Here is a 19,735-nt window from a genome sequence, read left to right on the forward strand (position 1 = left end):
CGCCTGACATTTCGCGGCTACCTGTTCGAGGATTGGACAGTCTTAGAAGAAGTGTCAACAGTCTGGACAACCCCGGGGCGAAATCCGTCTGGACTAGGCTGACCGGATGGCACGGTTCAGGGAGACGGTCCGGACACTGCTGCGCGAACGCCTCCTGGACGCCGCGTACGAGGCGGTCGCGGAGCGCGGTTTCGACAAGCTCCGGATGGCACACCTCGCCGGGGCCGTGGGCATCAGCCGACAGACGCTGTACTCGGAGTTCCCCTCCAAGGAGGCGGTCGGCGAGGCCCTGTTCCAGCGCGAACTGGAGCGCTGCCTCCTCGGCATCCAGCAGGGCCTGGACGCGCACCGGGACGACCTGCGCGCCGCCGTCGAGGCGGCCGTCGGCTTCACGCTCACGCTTGCCGGACGGAACCCCCTGGTCAAGGCGGTCCTGACGAGCACCGGCGAGGACGGACTCCTCCCCTACCTCACGACGCGCTCGGCGGCCGCGTTCGAGACGGCGACGACGATGGCCGACGCGTACGTCGCGGAGGCCTGGCCCGGCGTGGACCCGGTCGCGCGCGAGCTTGCCGTGGACGCGGCGGTCCGGCTGACGGCCAGCCACATCGTCCAGTCGACGGCCTCGCCCGAGGAGTCGGCCCGTCGCGTGGCCGACACGGTGGTACGGGTGGCGCTGAGCACCGGCCAGGAGAGCCTGGCGCCCACCACCCGGTAGCGCACCTCGCCACCCACCACCCGGGAGGGCCCAGCACCCACCACCCGGTACGGCACCTCACGACCCCGGCCCCGGCCCCACCTCCTGCCGCGGTTCGAGTACGGGCCGGTTGCCGAGGCCCGGCGAGGCCGAGACGGGGAAGGCCCGCAGACCCACCCGCCCCTCGACGCGGCCGAGTCGCCCCCAGCCGTACGCCCGGGAGTCGTCCGACAGGTCGGGGTTGTCCCCCAGGTAGAAGAACGCGCCCTCGGGCACGGTCCGCAGCTCCGGCCGGGCCGACCGCGTGCCGTCCGGCGCACAGCAGGCGCCCGTGCGGTGGACCTGTGTGGTCCACTGCGGGGCCACCACCCGGTGGACCGGACCCCGGCCGCGTTCCTGCAGGAGGACCTCGAAGGGCCGGTCCGGGGTGGAGACGATGGCGATCCGGTCGCCCGGCAGCCCGATCACCCGTTTGACGAGCAGCGCGTCCCGGCCGGTGGCCCGGAGCAGGACGACGTCGAAGCGGCCGGCCTCGCCCGCCGAACCCGGCGCGACGAGCACCCGGTCCCCCTCCTTGAGCGTGGGGGCCATGCTGGTGCCGTCGACGCGGACGCTCAGGGACGTGACGGCCAGTGCCGCGAGGAGACAGAGGAGGACGGCGGTGCCGAGGACGGCGCCGGCCGCCCGGCGCACGTTCACCGGTGGCCGGTGGGGTCCGGGGGCCGGGCGGCACCGGACCGGTCGATTTCGGTCATGGCGGGACGGTAGGCCCGACGGCGGACGGCGGCTGTGACCGTACCGCTCACGGTTGTTGACCGTCTTCACCCACCGCGGGCCGGCAGACCCGACCGCCTTCACCCACCGCGGGCCCGGTAGGCCCGGGGCGTCTCGCCGGTCCAGCGCCGGAACGCCCGGTGGAACGCGCTGGGTTCGGAGAAGCCGAGCCGCCGTGAGAGCAGCTCGATGGAGACCCGGCCCCCGGAGAGCTCGGCGATGGCGTGGTCGCGGCGCACCTGGTCGCGCAGCCGCTGGTACGTGGTCCCCTCGGCGGCCAGTCGCCGGCGGAGGGTCTGCGGACTGACGGACAGGCGGTCGGCGAGCTCCTCGGGCGTCGGCACCGGCCCCGCTGGCAGGGCCCTCCCCATCAGGTGGCGTACGCGGCCGGTCACCGTACTGCCGTACTCGGCGCAGACGAACACCTCGACGGGGGTCCGGCGGAGGAAGGCCCGCAGCGCGGCGGCGTCCCGCAGGACGGGCTCGTCGAGGTCCGCCCGGTCGAAGACTGCCGCCGTCCGGCGGGCTCCGAAGACGCAGGGCGCGCCGAACAGGAGGGCGTACTCCTGGGCGTGCCGGGGCTCGGGATAGGCGAACTCGACGCGCCGCAGGCCGATCCGGCGGCGGATGAGCCAGCTCGCGAAGCGGTGGGCGACGAGGACCGTGGACTCCGCGCCGAAGTGGAGGGGGTCGTCGTACGCGGCGACGTCGAACTCCATCCGGGCCTCGTCGTGTCCGTCGGGCTCGACGAGCCGGAAGCGCGGACCGGACGGGAAGAGGGCGTAGAAGTCCTGGCTGCGCCGGAGCGCCTCGCGCAGATCACGGCTGCCGTGGACCACGGCGTGGCCCATCATCGCGAAGGTCCCGAGCTTGCTGGGCGCGTCGCCGAAGCCGATGAGCTCGTCGTCGAGGATGGCCCACAGCATCCTCACGAGGTGCCCGAACTGTTCCGCCGGGACCCTGGCCCGGGCGTCCGCGAGCAGTTCGGAGGGCAGTCCGGCCCTGGCGAGGAGCGGCGCGGGGGCGACCCCTCGCCGCTCGCCTCCCAGCAGTACGGCCCGTACGTGGTGGGCGCTGACCGTTGACACTTTCACCGCAGGGTGTCCATGTTCCGACACTCTACTAAGAACTGTAAGGCTACCGAAGGGGCCAACCTGTGAACGGGGCACAGGTCACACCCGTACCGTCGGGTGCCAACACACCAGTGCGTGAAGGAAAGAGGGGCAGCACATGAGCGGAGTGGCACGCAGGACCGTGGTCTCGGCGGCGGGTGCGGCGGGCCTGGCGGCGGCGCTCGCGGCCTGCGGCGGCGGGGGCACCGAGGACAAGGGCACGGAGGAGCAGGCGGGCGCCACCCTCGCGCGGACCGGGGACATCCCGGTCGGCGGCGGCAAGGTCATCGCCGGTCAGGGCCTGGTGATCACCCAGCCGCGGGCCGGCGAGTTCAAGGCCTTCTCGTCCAAGTGCACGCACGCGGGCTGCGCCGTGAGCGGGGTCAAGGACGGCGTCATCGTGTGCCCGTGCCACCAGAGCCACTTCGACATGTCGGACGGCAGCGTGAAGTCCGGCCCGGCGCCCTCCCCGCTGCCGCCGACACCGATCCAGGTGGTGGGCGACGAGATCAGCCTCGGCTGACGGCGCCCCCGGCGGACCCGCGGGACGTGCCGTCGGCCCGTCCGGCGCGCCTGGGGGCCTTCCAGCAGCCCAGCACCTCGTCCGTCGTCGTGATCGTGGCGACGAGCGCGAGGGTGTTCCGGATCATCGCGGGGGTGTAGTCGGCCGGCACCCCCGCGATCGCGTCCCCGGGCACGACGACCGTGTAGCCGAGGTTCACGGCGTCGAAGACCGCGTTGGGCACGGCCACGTTCGCGGACACCCCGGTCACGATGAGCGTCCGGCAGCCGAGGTTGCGTAGGAGCGCGTCGACGTCCGTGCCCGCGAGCGGCGAGAGCCCGTGCAGGCGCCGGACCACGATGTCCTCGTCCGCGACCTCGATCGGTTCGGCGATCCGCACGGCCGTGCTGCCGCTGTGCTGCTGCACCGGCAGCCGGGCGGCGGCCCGGAAGAGCCGCGCGTTCGTGTTGGCGCCCCGCCCGTCGGGGCGCCGTTCGGCGACGGCGTGGATCACCTGCACGTCGGCCTCGTGCGCGGCGGCCACGAGCCGCGCCACGTTCCGCAGGGCGCCCGACGCGCGCGCCACGGCGGCGAGTTCGGGCAGCGCGCTCTCCGCGCCGACGACCCCCCGCTGGCACTCGACGGTGAGCAGCACGACCTCGCCGTCCGGACGGATCCACTCCCCGAGCCGCTCTCTCGCACTCTCGCTCATGGTCTCCCCTTGCCTGCGCGCCGATGGCCCCCCATGCTTTCTGACGTCTCATCAGAAATCCAGAAGGGTGCGGACGATGACCGTCGCACAGCGCCATGGACGCCGGATCATGATGACCCCGGCCGAGCTCGACTCCTTCCTCGCCGAACAGCGCACCTGCCGGGTGGCGACGGTGTCCGCCGACGGCCGTCCGCACGTGAGCGCGCTCTGGTTCGCCTGGGACGGCCGGGCGCTGTGGCTGTACTCGCTGACGCGCAGCCGCCGCTGGTCGGAGATGCGCGCCGATCCGAGGATCGCGGTGGTCGTGGACGACGGCGAGGAGTACGGAGAGCTGCGGGGCGTCGAGCTGTCGGGCACGGTCGAGTTCGTCGGCGAGGCCCCCCGTACCGGTGAACCGCTCCCCGAGCTCGAAGCGCCCGAACAGCTCTTCGCCGCCAAGAACTTCGGCCTGGACGCGATGCCGCACGACGGCCGCCACGCCTGGGCGAAGCTCGCCCCGGACGCCATCGCCTCCTGGGACTTCCGCAAGATCTAGGGCGTGTTGCCCTTCGGATCACGCCGGGCTCGCGGGGGCCGGGCCCTGCGAGGCGTCGCGAGCCGCACGGGACGTTCGCGGCACACCCCGGCGACGGGCGCCCGCCCGGCATGGCGCCCGTCAGCTCCCGAGCGGCTCGGCCGCCGCCCGCAGTGCCGCGACGACCGCCCGGACGGACGGCCGGCGGCCCGCGTCGGCGCGCCACGTGGCGTAGATGTGGCGGCGGACCTGCTGCCGGACGGGCACGAAGACGACCCCGTCCGGCACGGGGCGGCCGAGCCGGGGCGTGACGCACACCCCGAGGCCGGCGGCGACGAGCGCCAGCTGTGTGTGGTGCTCCCCCGCCAGGTGTCCGATGCGCGGCTCGATGCCCTGCGAGCGCAGCGTGAACATGAGCCAGTCGTGGCAGAACTCGCCCTCCGGCCAGGACACCCACTCCTCGTCGGCGAAGTCCTCCAGGTCGGCCGCCTCCCGCCCGGCCAGGCGGTGACCGGCGGGCAGCGCCACGTCCGCCGAGTCGTCCAGGAGATGGGCCCGCTCCAGACCGCCCGGCACCGGCGCCCGCTTGTTGCTCCAGTCCAGGACGAGCGCGAGGTCGGCGTCGCCGCGCAGCACCGCGCGCACGCCCTGCTCGGGCTCCAGCTCGGTCGTGCGGACGCGCAGGTCGGGGTGTCCGTCCCGCAGGGCGGCGAGTGCGGCCGGGAAGAGCCCCCGGGCGGCCGTCGGGAAGGCGGCGACCCGCACCTCGCCCACGACCTGGCCGCGCTGGGCCTCGATGTCGGCCTGGGCCATCTGGACCTGGGACAGGATGCGGGCGGCGTGCTCGGCGAGGAGCAGCCCGGCGTCGGTGAGCCGCACTCCCCGCCCGTTCTTGGCGAGCAGCTGCTGCCCCACCTCGCGCTCCAGCTTGGAGAGCTGCTGGGAGACCGCCGAGGTGGTGACGTGCAGCCCGTCGGCCGCGCCGCTGACCGAGCCGTGCCGGGCGACGGCGTCGAGGGTGCGCAGGCGCTCCAGATTCAACATGTAAGCGATACTAAGGGAAGGGGTCGACCAATTCTCGCTTGTTCTACGAGGTCGGGCCCGTCACCCTGAGTGCATGAGCCCCGCAGCCCCGCCTTCCCCGCCCCCTTCGGCCTCCTCCGCCCCCTCGCGCCCCGCCCGCACCGCGCGTCTCCTCGACTGGCGCGTCCGCTTCGGCGCCCTGGCCCTCATCTGGGGGTTCAGCTTCCTCTTCATCAAGGTCGGCACGGAGGGCTTCGCCCCCTTCCAGGTGACGTTCGGGCGGCTGCTGTTCGGTACGGCGGTGCTCGCCGTCGCGATGGCCGTGAAGCGCGACCGGCTGCCGCGCGGCGCCCGCGTCTGGGGCCATCTGACGGTGGCGGCGTTCCTGCTCAACGCTCTGCCGTTCTCGCTCTTCGCCTACGCGGAGCTGACGATCCCGTCGACCCTGGCGGGCATCTGCAACGCGACGACCCCGCTGTGGGGCATGCTGCTCTCGCTCGTCGCCCTCTCCGAGGACCGCCCGACCCGGGTCCGCGCGGCCGGCCTGGGCATCGGCTTCATCGGAGTGCTCACCGTCCTCGGCGCCTGGCAGGGCTTCTCCGGGCTCGACGTGACGGGCACGGCGCTGGCCCTGCTGGCCTCCTTCAGTTACGCGGTGGGCTGGATCTACGTCCGCAGGACGCTGAGCGGCACCGGTGTCTCGAACCTCTCGCTCGCCGGTTCGCAGGTGGGCCTGGCGACCCTCCAACTGGCCGTTGTCACGCCGCTGTTCACGTCGATGCCGGAGTCGGTGGAGGTCGTGCCGCTGCTCGCCGTGATCGCGCTCGGCGCGCTCGGCACGGGGTACGCGATGCTGCTGCAGTACGGCGTGGTGGCGGAGGTCGGCCCGACGACGGCCTCGATGGTCACGTACTTCATCCCGGTCATCGCGACGGCGGCGGGCGTGGCGGTCCTGGGCGAGCAGCTCACGTGGAACACCCCGGTCGGCGCGGTCGTCGTCCTGGCGGGAGCCGCCCTCACGCAGACCCGGGCTTCCCGCCGTACGCCCCCGCCCGGGACCACGGCCGCACCCGCGAAGGCGACCGACGCCACCACCACACCCCGGACGCAGGGCCCGACCCCGGCGGCCGCCCCACGCCGACCCGTGACCCACTCCTGAGCAGGGCCCGCATCCCGGGCCCGCCCGAGTCCCCGCCTACCCGTAACTCCGCGCGGGCGCCGGCCCCGCCGCCCGGGCGACGGCCTCCGCGAGGGCCTCGACGTCCCCGACGGCGAGGCCGGAGACGGTGACCCGGACGGCGGGCCCCGCGCTCATCCGGAAGCGCGCGCCCGGCGCCACGGCCCAGCCCTCGGCCACGAGGCGCGCCACGGCGCCCGTCTCGTCCGCGACCGGCACCCAGACGTTCATGCCGCTGCGCCCGTGGGCCTCGACGCCCCGTCGGGCGAGCGCCCGCACCAGCCCGTCGCGGCGTTTCCCGTACGACCGGGCGACGAGGACCGGGTCGACCGCCTCGCCGGCCCAGAGGTGGGCGACCGTCCGCTGGAGCAGCTTGCTGACCCAGCCGGGGCCGAGCCGCTGGCGCCCGAGGACCCGGTCGACGGTCTCCGGGTCCCCGGTGAAGGCCGCGATCCGCAGATCCGGCCCGTACGCCTTCGCGACCGAGCGCACGAACACCCAGCGTTCGGTGACCCCGGCGAGGGGGTGGAGGGGCTGCGCGACGATGCCGTGCCCGTGGTCGTCCTCCACGAGCAGGACGTCGGGGTGTGCGGCGAGGACGCGGCGCAGCTCCTCGGCCCGCCGTCCGGTCACGCACGCGCCGGTCGGGTTCTGCGCGCGGTCGGTCACGATCACGGCCCGCGCCCCGTCCCGCCGGATCGCCCGCTCGACCTCCTCGGGCAGCGGGCCCTCGTCGTCGACGGCGACGGGGACCGGCCGCAGCCCGACCGCCGGCACGAGGTCGAGCAGACTGCCCCAGCCCGGGTCCTCGACGGCGACGGCGTCACCGGGCCTGAGGTGTGCGGCGAGCACCCGCTCGACGGCGTCGAGGGAGCCCGAGGCGACGCCCACGGGCCCGGCGGGCACGCCGTCCGCGTCGAAGGCGGCCCGCGCGAGCCGCCCGAACTCCTCGTCGACGGGGGCCTCCCCGTACATCCCGGGCCGCTCGGCGTACCGCCGCGCGACCTCGGCGAAGGCCTCGCCGAGCGGGGGCAGCAGTGCGGGGTCGGGGCTTCCGTTGCTCACGTCCCGGACGCCGACGGGGGCGTCGACCCGGATCGAGCCGCGCGCCGTGGTGGCGGGCCGTGGCCGCACCCGGCTGCCGCGCCGGCCGTCCGTCTCGATGACCCCGCGCTCGCGCAGGGTGCGGTAGGCGGCGGCGACCGTGTTCGCGTTCACGCCGAGCGTCTGCGCCAATTCCCGCATGGGCGGGAGCAGTTGTCCGGGCTCCAGGGCGCCCGTGCCGACCCCTCGCTCGACGCTGGCGGCGATGTCCGATGCGCGGCGACCTTCGATCCGATACTCTCCTAGCACAAACAACATTATGCACTAGTGCAATGGAGTACGCAATGACCGCCGCCGACACCGACACCTACGCGCCGACCGACCGGACCGTCCCCACCCGTTCCCGGGAGCGTGCCTCGTACGACAAGGCCCTGGTCCACTCGATACTCGACGAGGCGTACGTCTGCCACCTCGGTTTCGTCCGCGACGGCGCGCCCGTCGTCCTCCCGACGCTCTACGGCCGCGTCGGCGAGCGGCTCTACGTCCACGGCTCCACCGGCTCGCGCCCGCTGCGCGCCACGGGCGACGGCGTGAAGGCCCCCGGCCTGCCCGTCTGCCTGACCGTCACCCACGTCGACGGCCTCGTGCTCGCGCGCTCCGCGTTCCACCACTCCCTCAACTACCGCTCGGTTGTCGTCCACGGCACCGCCCACCAGGTGACCGACCCGGAGGAGCTGCGCACCGCCCTCGACGCGCTCGTCGACCACGTCGTCCCGGGCCGCTCGGCCGACTCGCGGCCGGCGAACGCCAAGGAGCTCGCGGCCACCGCCGTGATCCGGCTCGACCTGGACGAGGTCTCGGCGAAGGTCCGCACGGGCGGCCCCAACGACGACGCCGAGGACCTCGGCCTGCCCCACTGGTCGGGCGTGGTTCCCGTCCGCACGGTCAACGGAACCCCGGTCCCGGCGGACGACCTCGCCCCCTCGGTCGCCCTCCCCGACTACCTCGCCGCGCTCTGAGGGCGGGACGGAGAAGGCGCGGGCAGGACACAGGACAGGAAGAAGGAGCACCGCGATGCTGATCCACCCCTGGGACGCGGCCCATGACGAGGGCGAGTGGCGCGGCTGGCTCGCCCGCCACGACTTCGGCCAGCTCGCCGTCAACGGCCTGCCCGGAGAACCGCCCTGGGTGCAGCCGCTGCACTTCCGGTACGAGGAGGAGCCGGGCCCGTACGGCCGGGTCATCGCCCATCTGGCCCGCCCCAACCCGCTGTGGCGAGCCCTCGAAGCGCAGCCGACGGTCCTCCTCAGCGTGGTCGACGACTACGTCTTCGCCCCGGGCCCGTGGACCGCCCCCGAGGGCACGCCGCCCGCGCACGGGACGCCGACCTCGTACTACGCGGCCGTCCAGCTGCGGTGCACGGCGCGCGTGATCGACGACCCGGCGGAGAAGGCCGCGCTGCTCAACCGCCAGGTCGCCCACTTCCAGCCGGACGGCGCCACGGCCCTCGCGGTCCCCGGCGAGGCGCCGTTCGGCCGCCTGCTCGCGGGCATCCGCGTCCTGGACCTGGACGTCACCGAGGTCCGGGCGAAGTTCAAGTACGCGGGCAACAAGCCCTCGGAGGTGCGGGACCGGATCGCGGACCGGCTGGCGGAGCGGGCGGGTCCCGGCGACCTCGCCGCCCGGGCCCACCAGCTCCGGCGCCGCGCCGCGGACTGACGGCGGAGCTACACCGCCACCGCCTCACCCTCCGCCGGTTCCTCGCCCGACGCCGGCTCCGCGCCCTCCGCCGGCTCCGCCACCCGACGGCGCACCGCCGGCGTCCTCGCCTCGGCGAAGGCGAGACACGTGACGGCGGCGAGCAGCAGCAGGGTGCCGAGGACGATCGCCGCCGTGAGCCGCTCGCCGAGCAGCGAGACGGCGATCAGGGCCGCGCTGACCGGCTCCAGGAGCATGATCACGGAGACGGTGGCGGCCCGGACGACGGCCGCTCCGGCGAAGTAGAGGGCGAAGGCGAGGGCGGTCGGCACGGCCGCCACGTACACCAGCAGGAGCACGACCCGCACCGGCGATCCGGTGTGCGGCACGAGCCCCTCGGCCACCGCGAACGGCAGCAGGCCGACCGCTCCGATCGCGAAGGCCCACGTGGTGGTCCCCAGGGCGTCCGTGGCTCCGCCGTCGCGCCCGAGCCACCGGGTGATGAGGGTGATCGCCGCGTACCCGGCCGCCGAGACGACCGCGAGGACCACGCCGAGCGGCCGCACCTCCGCGGCCCCGCCGCCCAGGACGAGGACGGCGAGTCCGGTGAGCGCCCCGGTGGCGGCGAGGAGCCCGCCCCGGCCGAGGCGCTCGCCCATGGTCAGCCGGGCGCCGACAGCGATGAGGACAGGCCCCGCGCCCAGGGCCACGACGGTCCCGACGGCGAGTCCGGTGTGCTGGACGGCGGCGAAGTAGGCGCTCTGGAAGACGGTGAGCCCGATGCCCGTACCGAGGATCCTGGCCGTCCGCCGGCCGCGCGGTTCCGCGGCGGCGGGGGCGGCGCGGCGGGGCCGCAGGGCCAGCGCGCCGAGCAGCAGGGCGAGTCCGCCGACGCAGCGCCAGAAGGAGAGCGCCAGCGGGCCCATGTCGCTGACCCGGAAGATCAGCGAGGCGGCGGCTCCGGCCGTGCCCCAGGCGATTCCCGCGACGATCAGATAGAGCAGGCTCCGCCCGACGGGCAGGGCGGACGGCGAGGAGTTCGGCACGCTAGGGCGTGTTGCGAAGGTCCCGCCTGCCCGACGGCGCCCGGCACGCACGCTCGCCGCGTTGTCGGGATCACCCCGATACATCCAGTATCGGGGCGACCCTCCGCCTTGCGATCGCACGCACCAGACCCCGTCGGGCCCGCCCTTCGGGCGGCCGGCGCCACTTTCGCAACACGCCCTAGGAGGCGCTCCGCCCGGCCGACAACTCCTTCTCGCCCCGCCCGGCGGCACCGTCCGTGCCGTCGCCCCCGGAGGCCGCGACGGGATCGGCGGGCGGTGCCTTCGGCGTCGAGGACTGCGCGATGAAGGCGCCGACCAGGACCAGCGCTCCGCCGAGGATCTGCGGGGCGTCCAGGTGCTCGCCGAGCAGCACCCAGGCGAGGACGGTCGCGACGACGGCCTCCAGACAGGCCACGACACCCGCGACCTGCGGGGAGAGCCGGCGCACGGAGATGACTCCGGTGACGTACGCGAGGACCGTGGCGATCAGCACGATCCAGCCGAGCAGCAGCCACGCGGGGACGCTGCTGCCGTCCATGTCGGCGTTGCCGCCGAGGATCGCCCAGTCCATGCCCCAGGGCCGGGCCACGACGGTGAGGACGAGTGCGCCGATGAGCAGCCCGTACGCGATGACGCCGAGCGGATCGGCCTGTTCGGCCTCGTCGGAGCCCTGGTCGGAGAGGACGAAGTAGCCGACCTGGCAGCAGGCGGCGGCGAGGGCCAGGAGCAGTCCGACGAGGTCGAAGCTCAGCCCGGACCAGACCTGGACGACGCAGGAGAGGCCGCCGACGGCCAGGACGACGCCGAGGGCGGCGGCGCGGGTGACGGGCCGGCGCTGGACGAAGCGGACCCAGCCGAGGACGAGGGCGGGGGCGAGGTACTCGATGAGCAGCGCGACGCCGACGGGTATGCGGGAGATCGAGGCAAAGTAGAAGGCCTGGACACCGGCGACGGCGAGCAGGCCGAAGCCCACGAGGAGGGCGGGTTTGCGGCGCAGGAGGTCCCGGTGGCGCCAGGCCACGGGAAGCATGACGAGGGCGGCGCCGGCCACCCGGAGCCACACCACGTGGAGCGGGTCGAGTCCCGCCTCGATGAGCGGCTTGGCCGCCACTCCTGAACCACCGAATGCGAAGGCCGAGGCCAGGGCAAGTCCCAGGCCGGCGCTTCTCCCCTGAGACGCGTGCATCGGGCCATCATGACAGGACGCGGTCAGGTGCGTAACCCCCGTTACACCTGTTGAGACGGCTCCTCACCGTAGGCTCCGTCGCGACCACCGCTACGGGGTTCGCCGGGCGCGTCGGCACGGGCCTCTCCGGACGCGTCGACACGAGCGACGAGCGCGGCCGGATCGACCCCGGCCCGCCGGAGCACCTCGGCGGCCCGGCTCTCGGGGTCGGCGGCGACGCCGACGAGCAGGTCGAGGCCGTGGGCGCGTACGTCCCCGCGCCCGGCGGCGCGCCGGAAGGCGACCTCCAGCGCGGCGGCGGCAGCCGGCGACCAGCCGAAGGCCCGACCGTCGTCGCCCCGGGGCTCGGCCTCGCGGACGGCGGGCAGGAGGCGCCGGGCGCCGGGTTCCTCGACCGAACGCTGCCAGCGCAGGCCGTAGCCGATGGACCGCTGGGCGAGGTATCCGAGGACACGGGCGAGCTGCTGCCCGCCCTCGAAGGCGGCGCCGACGTCCGGGTCCGACTCGACGAGCGCGTGCAGCAGGTGCGCGGTGTCGATCTGGCGGTCCCCGTCCCGGAGGGCTCTGCGGCGCGCGCCGGTCACGGCCGTCGCGAGCGAGGGCGTCAGGAAGGACAGGAAGGACGCGAGCTCGGTGCGCGCGGCGAGGGGCTGCCGGGGCTGCTGCGGGAGAGGAACGGGACGGTGCACCCTTCCACCTCATCAGGCCGGGGCGGCCGGAACATCACCGGGGAGAAGCATGTCCGCATCCCACCGGAGTTGGGCACAGGCGCACGGTTCCTCCTCCTTACGGAGGAGATTGACCGGCTTCGCCTGCGGGGGCGCGCGCCGCCTTGCATTGCGCCCCCTTTGCAACCGGGGGCCCGTTGCCGTTCGTCCTCCGGTCGTGTTCTGGATGGTGGCTCTGCTCGCGCGCGACGGACGGCAGTACGTGTACCGGGTGTACGCACCTCGGGAGGCACTGCCGGCCGACCTGTTCTGGGCCGCGTTCCACTGCCACGAGGAGGACGGGGGGCCGCGCGCCTCCGACTGCTTCGACTCGGCCGAGATCTGGTGGATCGGCGACGGCACGGGGCCGGCCGCCGCAGAACTGACGGTTCATCAGTATTGAATGTTCACGCCCGCCCGGCTACGTTCCGCGACACCGGAACCAGTAGGCACGCCTGAAGGGGTGGTCGCATGGCCGAAGTCAGCGCGGAGGCACGGATCGAGGCGCCGGCCGGGAAGGTCTGGGCACTCCTGACGGACTTCCCCTCGTACGGCGAGTGGAACGCGATGCACACCAGCTTCCCGAGCGGCGGCCCGGAGACCCTGGAGACGGGTGCCACCTTCACCGAGAACATGAAGCTGATGGGCTTCCCCGCCGAGGTGCTCTGGACGGTCGAGGAGCTGGAGACCGACCGCGCACTCGCCATCCGAGGCAAGGGCCCGATGGGCGTGATCGTCGCGACGCGCTACTCGCTCGCGGCGGACGGGGACGCAACGACGGTGAGGATCGACGGCGAGTTCACGGGCGCGGCGGTCTCCCTGATGGCGGGCAAGCTCAAGGACTCGGCGACGGCCGCGCTGACGGAGTCGCTCCGCAAGATCGCGGGCCTGGTGGCCTGAGCGGACGCAGGCGAGGAGCCCCGCGTAGACCGCGGGGCTCCTCGCACGCTGTCCCTCTGCTTCCGCTCAGTCCTCGTCGGCGAGGATGAGGTACAGCTTCTTGCGGGCTTCGTTGATCACGCCGACGGCCTTCTGCCGCTGCTCGGCGCTGCCGGTCTTCCAGACCTGCCCGAACGCCTCCATCAGACCGAAGCCGGCCTGCCGGATCTCGTTCACGGCATCCCAGTCGACACCGCGCCCGGCCTCCTCCCAGGGGGCGTCCGGCCCTTCCTCGGCCTCGGCGCGCCCGGCGTCGGTGAGCGTGAACAGCTTCTTGCCGCCCTCGCTCGCGCTGGTGATCAGCCCCTCGTCCTCCAGCATCTGGAGGGTGGGGTAGACCGAGCCGGGGCTGGGCTTCCAGGCCCCGTCACTGCGCTCGCCGATCTCGCGGATCATCTCGTAACCGTGCATGGGGCGGTCCTTCAGCAGCGCCAGGATCGACGCGCGCACGTCACCGCGCCGCGCCCTCCCCCGGCCGCCACCGCGACCGCGGCCGCCCCCGAAGGGTCCGCCGCCACCGCCGAAGCCGGGCCCGAAGGGCCCGAACGCGGACCGCCGCCCGTCGAAGTCCCCACGAGGTCCGGGGCCGCAGGCCCCACGACCGGCTCCGTGTCCGTTTCCGTACTCGTGTCCATGTGAACGCATCGCAACGCTCCTTCCATCGGGTTTCCATCGTCGAACTGTCGCGATACGCCAACGATATATCGGAACCGTTCGTCGAGCAAGAGCCGAACGAAGACCAGGCGACGAAGGCAGAGCGGGAGGAAGAAGCAAGGCGGATTCCGCCGCGTCCGGCCGGCGCTCAGCGGGCCGACGGGCGCACCCCGGACCCGCGCACCTGCCATGATCACGGCCATGACGGCGACCACGACCAGCGAGAACACCCCGCTCTACAGCCAGCTCGACTCCCCCGACACGGCGAGCGAGGCACTCCTCCAGGCACTCGCCGAGTGCTGGACCGAGGTCAGCGACGCGGGCGGCGCCGCCGGCTTCCCCTTCCCGCCGGTCGATCCCAGCGAGGTCGCCGCCGCCGTCGACCGCATCGTCACGGCCCTCACCCCCGCGACCGGCCGCATCGTCGTCGCGACCCTCGACGGGGCCCTCGCGGGCTGGCTCCACCTCCGCCGTGACCCGCATCCCCTCGTCTCCCACTGGGGGACGCTCCACCACGTCCAGACCCGCCTCGGGGTACGGGGACGGGGCATCGGGGCAGGCCTGGTGGGGCAGGCCCGGGTGATCGCCCGCGACGAGATGGGGCTGGAGCAGCTGCGGCTCGCGGCACGCGGCGGCGAGGGCCTGGAGGAGTTCTACGGCCGCCTCGGCTGGCGGGAGGCCGGCCGCTGGCCGAACGCCCTCCGGCTGGCCCCCGGCGACGACCGCGACGAGGTCCTCATGGTCCTGTCACCCCTGTGACCCGGCCCGCCGCCGCGCCCGGGCCGCTCGTACCGCCCGCACCACCCGCGTGATCCCCCACCCCAGCACCCACGGCAGCACCGTGATGCCGAGGACGTACACCAGGACGTAGCCCACGAGGTCGTCGGTGCGCTTCGGCTGGTCCAACGGCATGACCATGGCGATCGCCGAGACCGTCACCGGAAGCAGCGGCAGCAGTACGGACCACAGCCGCGCCCGCAGGCCCGGCCGGAACGCGCACCACACCCCCATCCCGCCCATCACGAACGGTCCGAACGGCACCCACAGCACCACCGGAACGAAGAACAGCGCCCACCACTCGTCCGAGTACCCGAACATCATCACAGCCCCCCGAGTCCGCCGACGTCCCCGACCACGTTTCTCCCGTGGCCCGTTCCGGGCCACCCGTCTTCCGGGCCCCGCTGCCGGGCAGCCCGTTCCCGGGACCCACTCGGGGGACGCGCGCACGGCCCGGTCCAGTTCTCCGCGATTGGCCTTGGTCCGCGTGTTCGCGCACCTTGTACGGTCGGCGGCATGCGGATCCGAATCGTCGACGCCTTCACCGACCGGCCCTTCTCCGGAAACCCGGCCGGAGTGCTGCTCCTCGACACCTTCCCCGAGGACGCCTGGCTCCAGAAGGTCGCGGCCGAGGTCAACCTCTCCGAGACGGCCTTCGCCCACCCCCTCCCCGCCGGCGGCGAGGCGGACTGGGCCCTGCGCTGGTTCACCCCGACCACCGAGGTCGACATGTGCGGCCACGCGACCCTCGCCACGGCCCACGTCCTGCACACCACGGGCACGGCGAGCGGCACCGTCCGCTTCGCCACCCGGTCCGGCGTCCTCGGCGCCACCGCCGCGGCGGACGGCACGATCACCATGGACTTCCCGACCTCCTCCCTCACCCCGGTCGCCGTCCCCGACGGCCTGGAGAAGGCGCTCGGAGCCGAGGTCGTCGCCGTCCACGACACGGCCTCCCACATCGGCGACCTCGTGGTCGAACTGCGCGACGAGGTCACCGTCCGCTCGCTCACCCCGGACTTCGCCGCCCTCAAGGTCCTCTCCTCGCGCGGCGTCATCGCCACCGCCGCGGCGGAGGACCCCGGTCGCGGCTACGACTTCGTCTCCCGCGGCTTCTTTCCCACCGTCGGCATCGACGAGGACCCGGTGACCGGCAGCGCCCACACCGCGCTCGCCCCCTACTGGTCGGCCCGCCTCGGCCGCGACGAGCTCACCGGCTTCCAGGGCGGCGCCCGCACCGGCCTCGTCCGCACCCGGCTGCGCGGCGAGCGCACCCTGCTGACCGGCCACGCGGTGACGGTCATCGAGGGCGACCTCCACGCCTGACGCAGGGACGACGGCAAAGAGGTGAGGGGCGTACGGCAGAGCCGCACGCCCCTCACCTCTTCCCCGAGCTCACCTCACCCGGTGGGCAGCCAGCCCACCTTGCCCGCCAGCAGCCCGTACCCGACGAAGGCCACGATGTCGAGCAGCGCGTGCGCCACGACCAGCGGCCCGACCCGCCCCCAGCGCCGGTACAGCAGGACGAAGACGACGCCCATCACGACGTTGCCGATGAAGCCGCCGATCCCCTGGTAGAGGTGGTACGAACCGCGCAGCACCGAACTCGCGACGAGCGCCGCCATCGGGGTCCACCCCAGCTGCCCGAGTCTGCGCAGCAGGTAGCCGACGACGACGACCTCCTCCAGGACGGAGTTCTGGATCGCCGAGAGGATCAGGACGGGGTACTTCCACCACACCTCCGGCAGCGACTCCGGCACCACCGTCAGGTTGAACCCGGACGCCCGCGCCGCCAGGTAGAAGGCGAGACCCGCGCTCCCGATCCCGGCCGCGACCAGCGCCCCTCGCCCCAGGTCCGGCCAGGGCCGGGTCCGGTCGAAGCCGATGGCCCGGAGCCCGGCGCCCTCCCGCAGCAGCAGATGGGCGACGAGGACGACCGGCACGAGCGCCGAGGCGATGCCGAAGAGCTGCCAGGACAGGTCGAGCCACGGCCGCCCGGGCGCGTACGAGCCGTTGAGCGTCGCCGCCTGCTCCTTCAGCGAACCGGGCCGGGTCAGCGAGCCGATGAAGCTGATGAGGGACGACAGCGCGCTCGCGCCGAGCGAGAGCGCGAGCACGATGAGGGTCTCGGAGCGCAGCAGCTTCCGCGGCAGTCCTCCGGGGGGCAGGGAAGCGTCCCTCACGTCGTGCTCCGACACCACACCTGTCTCCACTTCCCCGTCGCGGGTTCATGCCGTTCCGGCGGCCCCGGCGCCCGTGGTCTCCCCCGGCCCGCCCCGACTACCTTGACATGATCACCCATGCCCGGGGATCCCGCCCCGGACCCCCGCGCGATCCAGGGCGTCGGGACGTCAGCCGATCCCCACGGGCCAGGTGTGGACGGGCTCGCCCTCGTGCATCAGCGTCCGGTACCGGCGGGTGGTCGCCGCCAGCGCCGCCTCCCGGTCGAGCCCCGAGTCCAGCGCCTGGTGGAAGGTGTCGGCCTGCCACGACGCCCCGTTCACCTTCCGCAGACAGCGCTGCTCGATCACTCCGAGGTAGAAGTCCCGGTCCGCCGGCTCGATGTGCCAGGCGTCCAGACCGGCCGCGGCGAGCGGCAGCAGCTCGTCGAGGACGAGCCGTACCGCCGGCAGGGTCGCGACACCGCCCGTGCGGCCCGCCCGGGGCCAGCGCAGCTCCGCGTCGATGCCGTGGCGGCAGGCCGTGTCGAAGTTGGCCTCCGCGTCCTCGAAGGCCATCCGCTTCCAGACCGGCCGCGGTTCGTCGGCGAGCGAGCGGACGAGCCCGTAGTAGAAGGCCGCGTTCGCGATCACGTCGGTCACGGTCGGCCCGGCGGGCAGGACCCGGTTCTCCACGCGCAGGTGCGGGACCCCGTCGACCCAGCCGTACACGGGCCGGTTCCAGCGGTAGACCGTCCCGTTGTGGAGGACGAGCTCCTGGAGCTTGGGCACGCCTCCCTCGTCGAGGACGAGCAGCGGGTCCTCCTCGTCGCAGATGGGGAGGAGGGCGGGGAAGTAGCGGAGGTTCTCCTCGAAGAGGTCGTACACCGAGTCCACCCACCGCTCCCCGAACCAGGTCCGCGGCCGGACGCCCTGGGACTGCAGCTCGGGCGGCCGCGTGTCGGTGGCCTGTGTGAAGAGGGGCGGCCGGGACTCCCGCCACACCTCGCGGCCGAAGACGAAGGGCGCGTTGGCGCCGAGGGCGATCTGGACACCCGACACCGCCTGCGCGGCGTTCCAGACGGCGGCGAACCGGGCCGGGGTGACCTGCAGATGGAGCTGGACGGAGGTGCAGGCGGCCTCCGGGACGATCGACTCCGAGGTGCACTGGAGGCGCTCCACCCCGTGGATGTCGAGGGTGAAGTCCTCCCCTCTGGCGGCCAGGATCTGGTTGTTGAGGAGCGTGTAGCGGTCGGCGGCCGACAGGTTCTCGAAGACCAGGTCGCTCTGGGCGAGGGTGGGCAGTATGCCGATCATGACGACGCCCGCGTCGAGTTCCCCGGCCTTGCGGTCGGCATATCCCAGCCCGGTCCCGATCTCCTCGGCGAGCCGGTCGAATACCCTGCCGCCCAGCCGGTGCGGAGCGATGTTCACTTCCAGGTTGAACAATCCGAGTTCCGTCTGGAAATCGGAGCTCGCGATCCTTTCCAGAACGGGCGCGTTGAGCATCCTGGGCAGCCCGTCGGGCCCGGCGAGATTGAGTTCGATCTCCAGGCCCATGAGATTGCGGGGCCGGTCGAACCTCTTCTCCGCCAGCAGCCTCGCGAGCCCCGCGAGACACTGCTGGAGCTTTCTCCGGTACTGCTGCCGATCGGCCGGTCCAAAGCCGTCCGCGTCGACCTTCTCCCCCATCGAGCCGTCCCTCCCATGGTGGGCGGCCGCGGCGACGGCCGCGCGTCACGGACCATGATGCCCACCTCTCTGATCGACAACGCCTGCGGATCGATGCCGTCGGAGGATAGGCTGGAAGGAGCTCCCCACGGGCACTTACCGACGGCATGGCACGGTCGACATATACCAATGTCCTATTGTCCCTTGACAGGGGATCAGAATTCAGCCGTCCGACCCCGCGAGGACTCCGCAGGTGAGCATCGCGCGGCCGTGATGATTCCGCTTGAACAGCCCATGAAATAAGGCCTGATGAGGCCTTGCCAGGAATATCGGCGCCGTCTAGCGGAAACACTCTGTGAACACGTGTCGTATAAACTCCGCGGACGAGGCAGAGTGTTGGTGCCCGGTCATGGACCCATGACCCCATGGCCCCTCTCTGGCCGCGCCGCTGACAGCGCCGTCGTACCTGCCCACGCATCACCGTGTCTCCTGAGTGAGAGGCGACCCACCATGCTCCGACCCTCTCCGGCCCCTGCGCCGGCCCTCCGCAGTGTCCTCACGGCCCTCGGCTCACCGACCGCCGTCCGCGAGGCCCGAACGCCCGCCCTGCGGGCCGCGCAGGGACCACTGAGCCCCGAACTCCCGCTGCCCGTACACGTCCTCGGCGTCACGGGAGCACCAGGACGGTCGCCCCGCACCCGGCTCACCGGGTGGCGGTTCCTGATCCGGAACGGGGAACGGACGATCGCCGCCGCGGACACCATGCTCACCCCGGACGGCTGGACGTTCTCGCACTTCTTCGAGGGGCCGTACGTCACCGCGACGGAACGGGCCCTGCTCCAGGCCGAGGCGCTGCCCACCCCGTACCAGCCCCGGCTGCTCTCCGTGCCCGAGCTCTACATGCTGACGCTCTGGCTGCACGCCGAACCGGAGGCGGACGCCACGACCGACGCCCCGGCCGCGGCCGACCTCCTGGTTCCCCTGGCCCCGGCGCCGCCGGGGATCGCGGCCCACCGGCCGTACCAGGTGTCCGACCTCCTGCCCGTCCTCAGTACGCGTCTCGCGCCGCCGCCTCTCCTCGGCTCGCCGGCGCCCGCCTGATCCACCCCGCACCGGGCCCCCGCCCCGTGACCCGCCCGGGTCACGGGGCGCACTGCTGTCCGAGGAGTCGGCCCGAACGGCCTTCCCGAACGCCCCGCCCGTACGGACTAGCCCGCTCGGGCCACCCCGAACCACCCGAAGAGACGGTGCACTTGACCTGAACCGCCCCTGCGGGTGATGCGTCTTCCCCGGAGAGGACGAGCTGCCGCGAAATACCTGCGGAAGACCGTCCGTGGAGCAAG

The 19,735-nt window shown here is 73.4% G+C and carries 23 protein-coding genes; 11 read left to right on the plus strand and 12 right to left on the minus strand.

Annotated features, from left to right (window positions below):
- Window positions 1-106: 106 nt before the first annotated feature.
- Complete coding sequence (locus ACF08F_RS22745; protein ID WP_392300351.1) at window positions 107-718, plus strand: TetR family transcriptional regulator; 612 nt, start codon at window positions 107-109, stop codon at window positions 716-718.
- A gap of 57 nt (window positions 719-775) precedes the next feature.
- Here ACF08F_RS22745 and lepB read toward each other — a convergent pair whose 3' ends face one another.
- A complete protein-coding gene (lepB, locus tag ACF08F_RS22750; protein ID WP_392300352.1) occupies window positions 776-1,396 on the minus strand; it encodes a signal peptidase I in 621 nt (206 codons plus the stop codon).
- A gap of 155 nt (window positions 1,397-1,551) precedes the next feature.
- A complete protein-coding gene (locus ACF08F_RS22755; protein WP_392300353.1) occupies window positions 1,552-2,559 on the minus strand; it encodes an AraC family transcriptional regulator in 1,008 nt (335 codons plus the stop codon).
- 142 nt (window positions 2,560-2,701) lie between these two features.
- On the opposite strand from ACF08F_RS22755, the gene ACF08F_RS22760 reads away from it, so the two are divergent.
- The gene (locus ACF08F_RS22760; protein ID WP_392300354.1) at window positions 2,702-3,106 is read left to right on the plus strand and encodes a Rieske (2Fe-2S) protein; all 405 of its coding nucleotides are present in this window, start codon (window positions 2,702-2,704) and stop codon (window positions 3,104-3,106) included.
- On the opposite strand, the gene ACF08F_RS22765 is transcribed toward ACF08F_RS22760, so the two are convergent.
- Window positions 3,093-3,797, minus strand: a complete 705-nt coding sequence (locus tag ACF08F_RS22765) for a cysteine hydrolase (RefSeq protein WP_392300355.1) — start codon at window positions 3,795-3,797, stop codon at window positions 3,093-3,095. The two genes, ACF08F_RS22760 and ACF08F_RS22765, sit on opposite strands and share 14 nt — an antisense overlap.
- 76 nt (window positions 3,798-3,873) lie before the next feature.
- On the opposite strand from ACF08F_RS22765, the gene ACF08F_RS22770 reads away from it, so the two are divergent.
- Window positions 3,874-4,332, plus strand: coding sequence for a pyridoxamine 5'-phosphate oxidase family protein (locus ACF08F_RS22770; RefSeq protein WP_392300356.1), 459 nt, complete (start codon window positions 3,874-3,876; stop codon window positions 4,330-4,332).
- A gap of 120 nt (window positions 4,333-4,452) precedes the next feature.
- Here ACF08F_RS22770 and ACF08F_RS22775 read toward each other — a convergent pair whose 3' ends face one another.
- Window positions 4,453-5,355 (minus strand): LysR substrate-binding domain-containing protein, encoded by a 903-nt coding sequence (locus ACF08F_RS22775; RefSeq protein ID WP_392300357.1) that lies wholly within the window; start codon window positions 5,353-5,355, stop codon window positions 4,453-4,455.
- A 73-nt stretch (window positions 5,356-5,428) separates the two neighbouring features.
- On the opposite strand from ACF08F_RS22775, the gene ACF08F_RS22780 reads away from it, so the two are divergent.
- A complete protein-coding gene (locus tag ACF08F_RS22780; protein ID WP_392300358.1) occupies window positions 5,429-6,493 on the plus strand; it encodes a DMT family transporter in 1,065 nt (354 codons plus the stop codon).
- A 36-nt stretch (window positions 6,494-6,529) separates the two neighbouring features.
- On the opposite strand, the gene ACF08F_RS22785 is transcribed toward ACF08F_RS22780, so the two are convergent.
- Window positions 6,530-7,864, minus strand: coding sequence for an aminotransferase class I/II-fold pyridoxal phosphate-dependent enzyme (locus tag ACF08F_RS22785; protein WP_392300359.1), 1,335 nt, complete (start codon window positions 7,862-7,864; stop codon window positions 6,530-6,532).
- Window positions 7,865-7,899: 35 nt separating this feature from the next.
- Here ACF08F_RS22785 and ACF08F_RS22790 point away from each other — a divergent pair, with 35 nt between their 5' ends.
- Both ACF08F_RS22790 and ACF08F_RS22795 read left to right on the plus strand, forming a co-directional pair.
- Window positions 7,900-8,574, plus strand: a complete 675-nt coding sequence (locus ACF08F_RS22790) for a pyridoxamine 5'-phosphate oxidase family protein (RefSeq protein WP_392300360.1) — start codon at window positions 7,900-7,902, stop codon at window positions 8,572-8,574.
- Window positions 8,575-8,629: 55 nt separating this feature from the next.
- Complete coding sequence (locus ACF08F_RS22795) at window positions 8,630-9,274, plus strand: FMN-binding negative transcriptional regulator (RefSeq protein ID WP_392300361.1); 645 nt, start codon at window positions 8,630-8,632, stop codon at window positions 9,272-9,274.
- Between the two features lie 8 nt (window positions 9,275-9,282).
- On the opposite strand, the gene ACF08F_RS22800 is transcribed toward ACF08F_RS22795, so the two are convergent.
- The 3 genes from ACF08F_RS22800 to ACF08F_RS22810 form a co-directional block, all read right to left on the minus strand.
- Entirely contained in the window at window positions 9,283-10,299 is a 1,017-nt protein-coding gene (locus ACF08F_RS22800; RefSeq protein ID WP_392300362.1) for a DMT family transporter, read from the minus strand.
- Between the two features lie 178 nt (window positions 10,300-10,477).
- Window positions 10,478-11,485 (minus strand): DMT family transporter, encoded by a 1,008-nt coding sequence (locus ACF08F_RS22805; protein ID WP_392300363.1) that lies wholly within the window; start codon window positions 11,483-11,485, stop codon window positions 10,478-10,480.
- 41 nt (window positions 11,486-11,526) lie between these two features.
- Window positions 11,527-12,174, minus strand: a complete 648-nt coding sequence (locus ACF08F_RS22810; RefSeq protein WP_392300364.1) for a Clp protease N-terminal domain-containing protein — start codon at window positions 12,172-12,174, stop codon at window positions 11,527-11,529.
- A gap of 196 nt (window positions 12,175-12,370) precedes the next feature.
- Between ACF08F_RS22810 and ACF08F_RS22815 the strand changes: the two genes are divergently transcribed.
- Window positions 12,371-12,595 carry a hypothetical protein gene (locus ACF08F_RS22815; protein ID WP_392300365.1) on the plus strand — a complete coding sequence of 75 codons (225 nt, stop codon included), beginning with the start codon at window positions 12,371-12,373 and terminating at the stop codon, window positions 12,593-12,595.
- A 68-nt stretch (window positions 12,596-12,663) separates the two neighbouring features.
- Window positions 12,664-13,092, plus strand: a complete 429-nt coding sequence (locus ACF08F_RS22820) for an SRPBCC family protein (RefSeq protein WP_392300366.1) — start codon at window positions 12,664-12,666, stop codon at window positions 13,090-13,092.
- A 66-nt stretch (window positions 13,093-13,158) separates the two neighbouring features.
- Here ACF08F_RS22820 and ACF08F_RS22825 read toward each other — a convergent pair whose 3' ends face one another.
- The gene (locus tag ACF08F_RS22825) at window positions 13,159-13,776 is read right to left on the minus strand and encodes a PadR family transcriptional regulator (RefSeq protein ID WP_392300367.1); all 618 of its coding nucleotides are present in this window, start codon (window positions 13,774-13,776) and stop codon (window positions 13,159-13,161) included.
- A gap of 210 nt (window positions 13,777-13,986) precedes the next feature.
- Between ACF08F_RS22825 and ACF08F_RS22830 the strand changes: the two genes are divergently transcribed.
- Window positions 13,987-14,544, plus strand: a complete 558-nt coding sequence (locus ACF08F_RS22830; protein ID WP_392300368.1) for a GNAT family N-acetyltransferase — start codon at window positions 13,987-13,989, stop codon at window positions 14,542-14,544.
- Here ACF08F_RS22830 and ACF08F_RS22835 read toward each other — a convergent pair.
- Window positions 14,533-14,886, minus strand: a complete 354-nt coding sequence (locus ACF08F_RS22835) for a hypothetical protein (RefSeq protein ID WP_392300369.1) — start codon at window positions 14,884-14,886, stop codon at window positions 14,533-14,535. The genes ACF08F_RS22830 and ACF08F_RS22835 overlap by 12 nt on opposite strands.
- 192 nt (window positions 14,887-15,078) lie before the next feature.
- Here ACF08F_RS22835 and ACF08F_RS22840 point away from each other — a divergent pair, with 192 nt between their 5' ends.
- Window positions 15,079-15,888 carry a PhzF family phenazine biosynthesis protein gene (locus ACF08F_RS22840; RefSeq protein ID WP_392300370.1) on the plus strand — a complete coding sequence of 270 codons (810 nt, stop codon included), beginning with the start codon at window positions 15,079-15,081 and terminating at the stop codon, window positions 15,886-15,888.
- A gap of 74 nt (window positions 15,889-15,962) precedes the next feature.
- Here the strand turns inward: ACF08F_RS22840 and ACF08F_RS22845 are convergent, their stop codons facing one another.
- Window positions 15,963-16,745, minus strand: a complete 783-nt coding sequence (locus ACF08F_RS22845) for a CPBP family intramembrane glutamic endopeptidase (protein ID WP_392300371.1) — start codon at window positions 16,743-16,745, stop codon at window positions 15,963-15,965.
- 168 nt (window positions 16,746-16,913) lie between these two features.
- Window positions 16,914-18,413 carry a glutamate--cysteine ligase gene (locus ACF08F_RS22850; RefSeq protein ID WP_392300372.1) on the minus strand — a complete coding sequence of 500 codons (1,500 nt, stop codon included), beginning with the start codon at window positions 18,411-18,413 and terminating at the stop codon, window positions 16,914-16,916.
- Window positions 18,414-18,902: 489 nt separating this feature from the next.
- Here ACF08F_RS22850 and ACF08F_RS22855 point away from each other — a divergent pair, with 489 nt between their 5' ends.
- Entirely contained in the window at window positions 18,903-19,493 is a 591-nt protein-coding gene (locus tag ACF08F_RS22855; RefSeq protein ID WP_392300373.1) for a hypothetical protein, read from the plus strand.
- Window positions 19,494-19,735: the final 242 nt, after the last annotated feature.

The organism is Streptomyces sp. NPDC015130, assembly GCF_043080005.1.
Lineage (GTDB): Bacteria > Actinomycetota > Actinomycetes > Streptomycetales > Streptomycetaceae > Streptomyces.

Excerpts from the sequence above, each read along its gene's own strand:
- ACF08F_RS22745 (WP_392300351.1), top strand. The coding sequence starts at position 107 with ATGGCACGGTTCAGGGAGACGGTCCGGACACTGCTGCGCGAACGCCTC.
- ACF08F_RS22760 (WP_392300354.1), top strand. The coding sequence starts at position 2,702 with ATGAGCGGAGTGGCACGCAGGACCGTGGTCTCGGCGGCGGGTGCGGCG.
- ACF08F_RS22765 (WP_392300355.1), bottom strand. The coding sequence starts at position 3,797 with ATGAGCGAGAGTGCGAGAGAGCGGCTCGGGGAGTGGATCCGTCCGGAC.
- ACF08F_RS22770 (WP_392300356.1), top strand. The coding sequence starts at position 3,874 with ATGACCGTCGCACAGCGCCATGGACGCCGGATCATGATGACCCCGGCC.
- ACF08F_RS22775 (WP_392300357.1), bottom strand. The coding sequence starts at position 5,355 with ATGTTGAATCTGGAGCGCCTGCGCACCCTCGACGCCGTCGCCCGGCAC.
- ACF08F_RS22780 (WP_392300358.1), top strand. The coding sequence starts at position 5,429 with ATGAGCCCCGCAGCCCCGCCTTCCCCGCCCCCTTCGGCCTCCTCCGCC.
- ACF08F_RS22790 (WP_392300360.1), top strand. The coding sequence starts at position 7,900 with ATGACCGCCGCCGACACCGACACCTACGCGCCGACCGACCGGACCGTC.
- ACF08F_RS22795 (WP_392300361.1), top strand. The coding sequence starts at position 8,630 with ATGCTGATCCACCCCTGGGACGCGGCCCATGACGAGGGCGAGTGGCGC.
- ACF08F_RS22805 (WP_392300363.1), bottom strand. The coding sequence starts at position 11,485 with ATGCACGCGTCTCAGGGGAGAAGCGCCGGCCTGGGACTTGCCCTGGCC.
- ACF08F_RS22820 (WP_392300366.1), top strand. The coding sequence starts at position 12,664 with ATGGCCGAAGTCAGCGCGGAGGCACGGATCGAGGCGCCGGCCGGGAAG.
- ACF08F_RS22825 (WP_392300367.1), bottom strand. The coding sequence starts at position 13,776 with ATGCGTTCACATGGACACGAGTACGGAAACGGACACGGAGCCGGTCGT.
- ACF08F_RS22830 (WP_392300368.1), top strand. The coding sequence starts at position 13,987 with ATGACGGCGACCACGACCAGCGAGAACACCCCGCTCTACAGCCAGCTC.
- ACF08F_RS22835 (WP_392300369.1), bottom strand. The coding sequence starts at position 14,886 with ATGATGTTCGGGTACTCGGACGAGTGGTGGGCGCTGTTCTTCGTTCCG.
- ACF08F_RS22840 (WP_392300370.1), top strand. The coding sequence starts at position 15,079 with ATGCGGATCCGAATCGTCGACGCCTTCACCGACCGGCCCTTCTCCGGA.
- ACF08F_RS22850 (WP_392300372.1), bottom strand. The coding sequence starts at position 18,413 with ATGGGGGAGAAGGTCGACGCGGACGGCTTTGGACCGGCCGATCGGCAG.
- ACF08F_RS22855 (WP_392300373.1), top strand. The coding sequence starts at position 18,903 with ATGCTCCGACCCTCTCCGGCCCCTGCGCCGGCCCTCCGCAGTGTCCTC.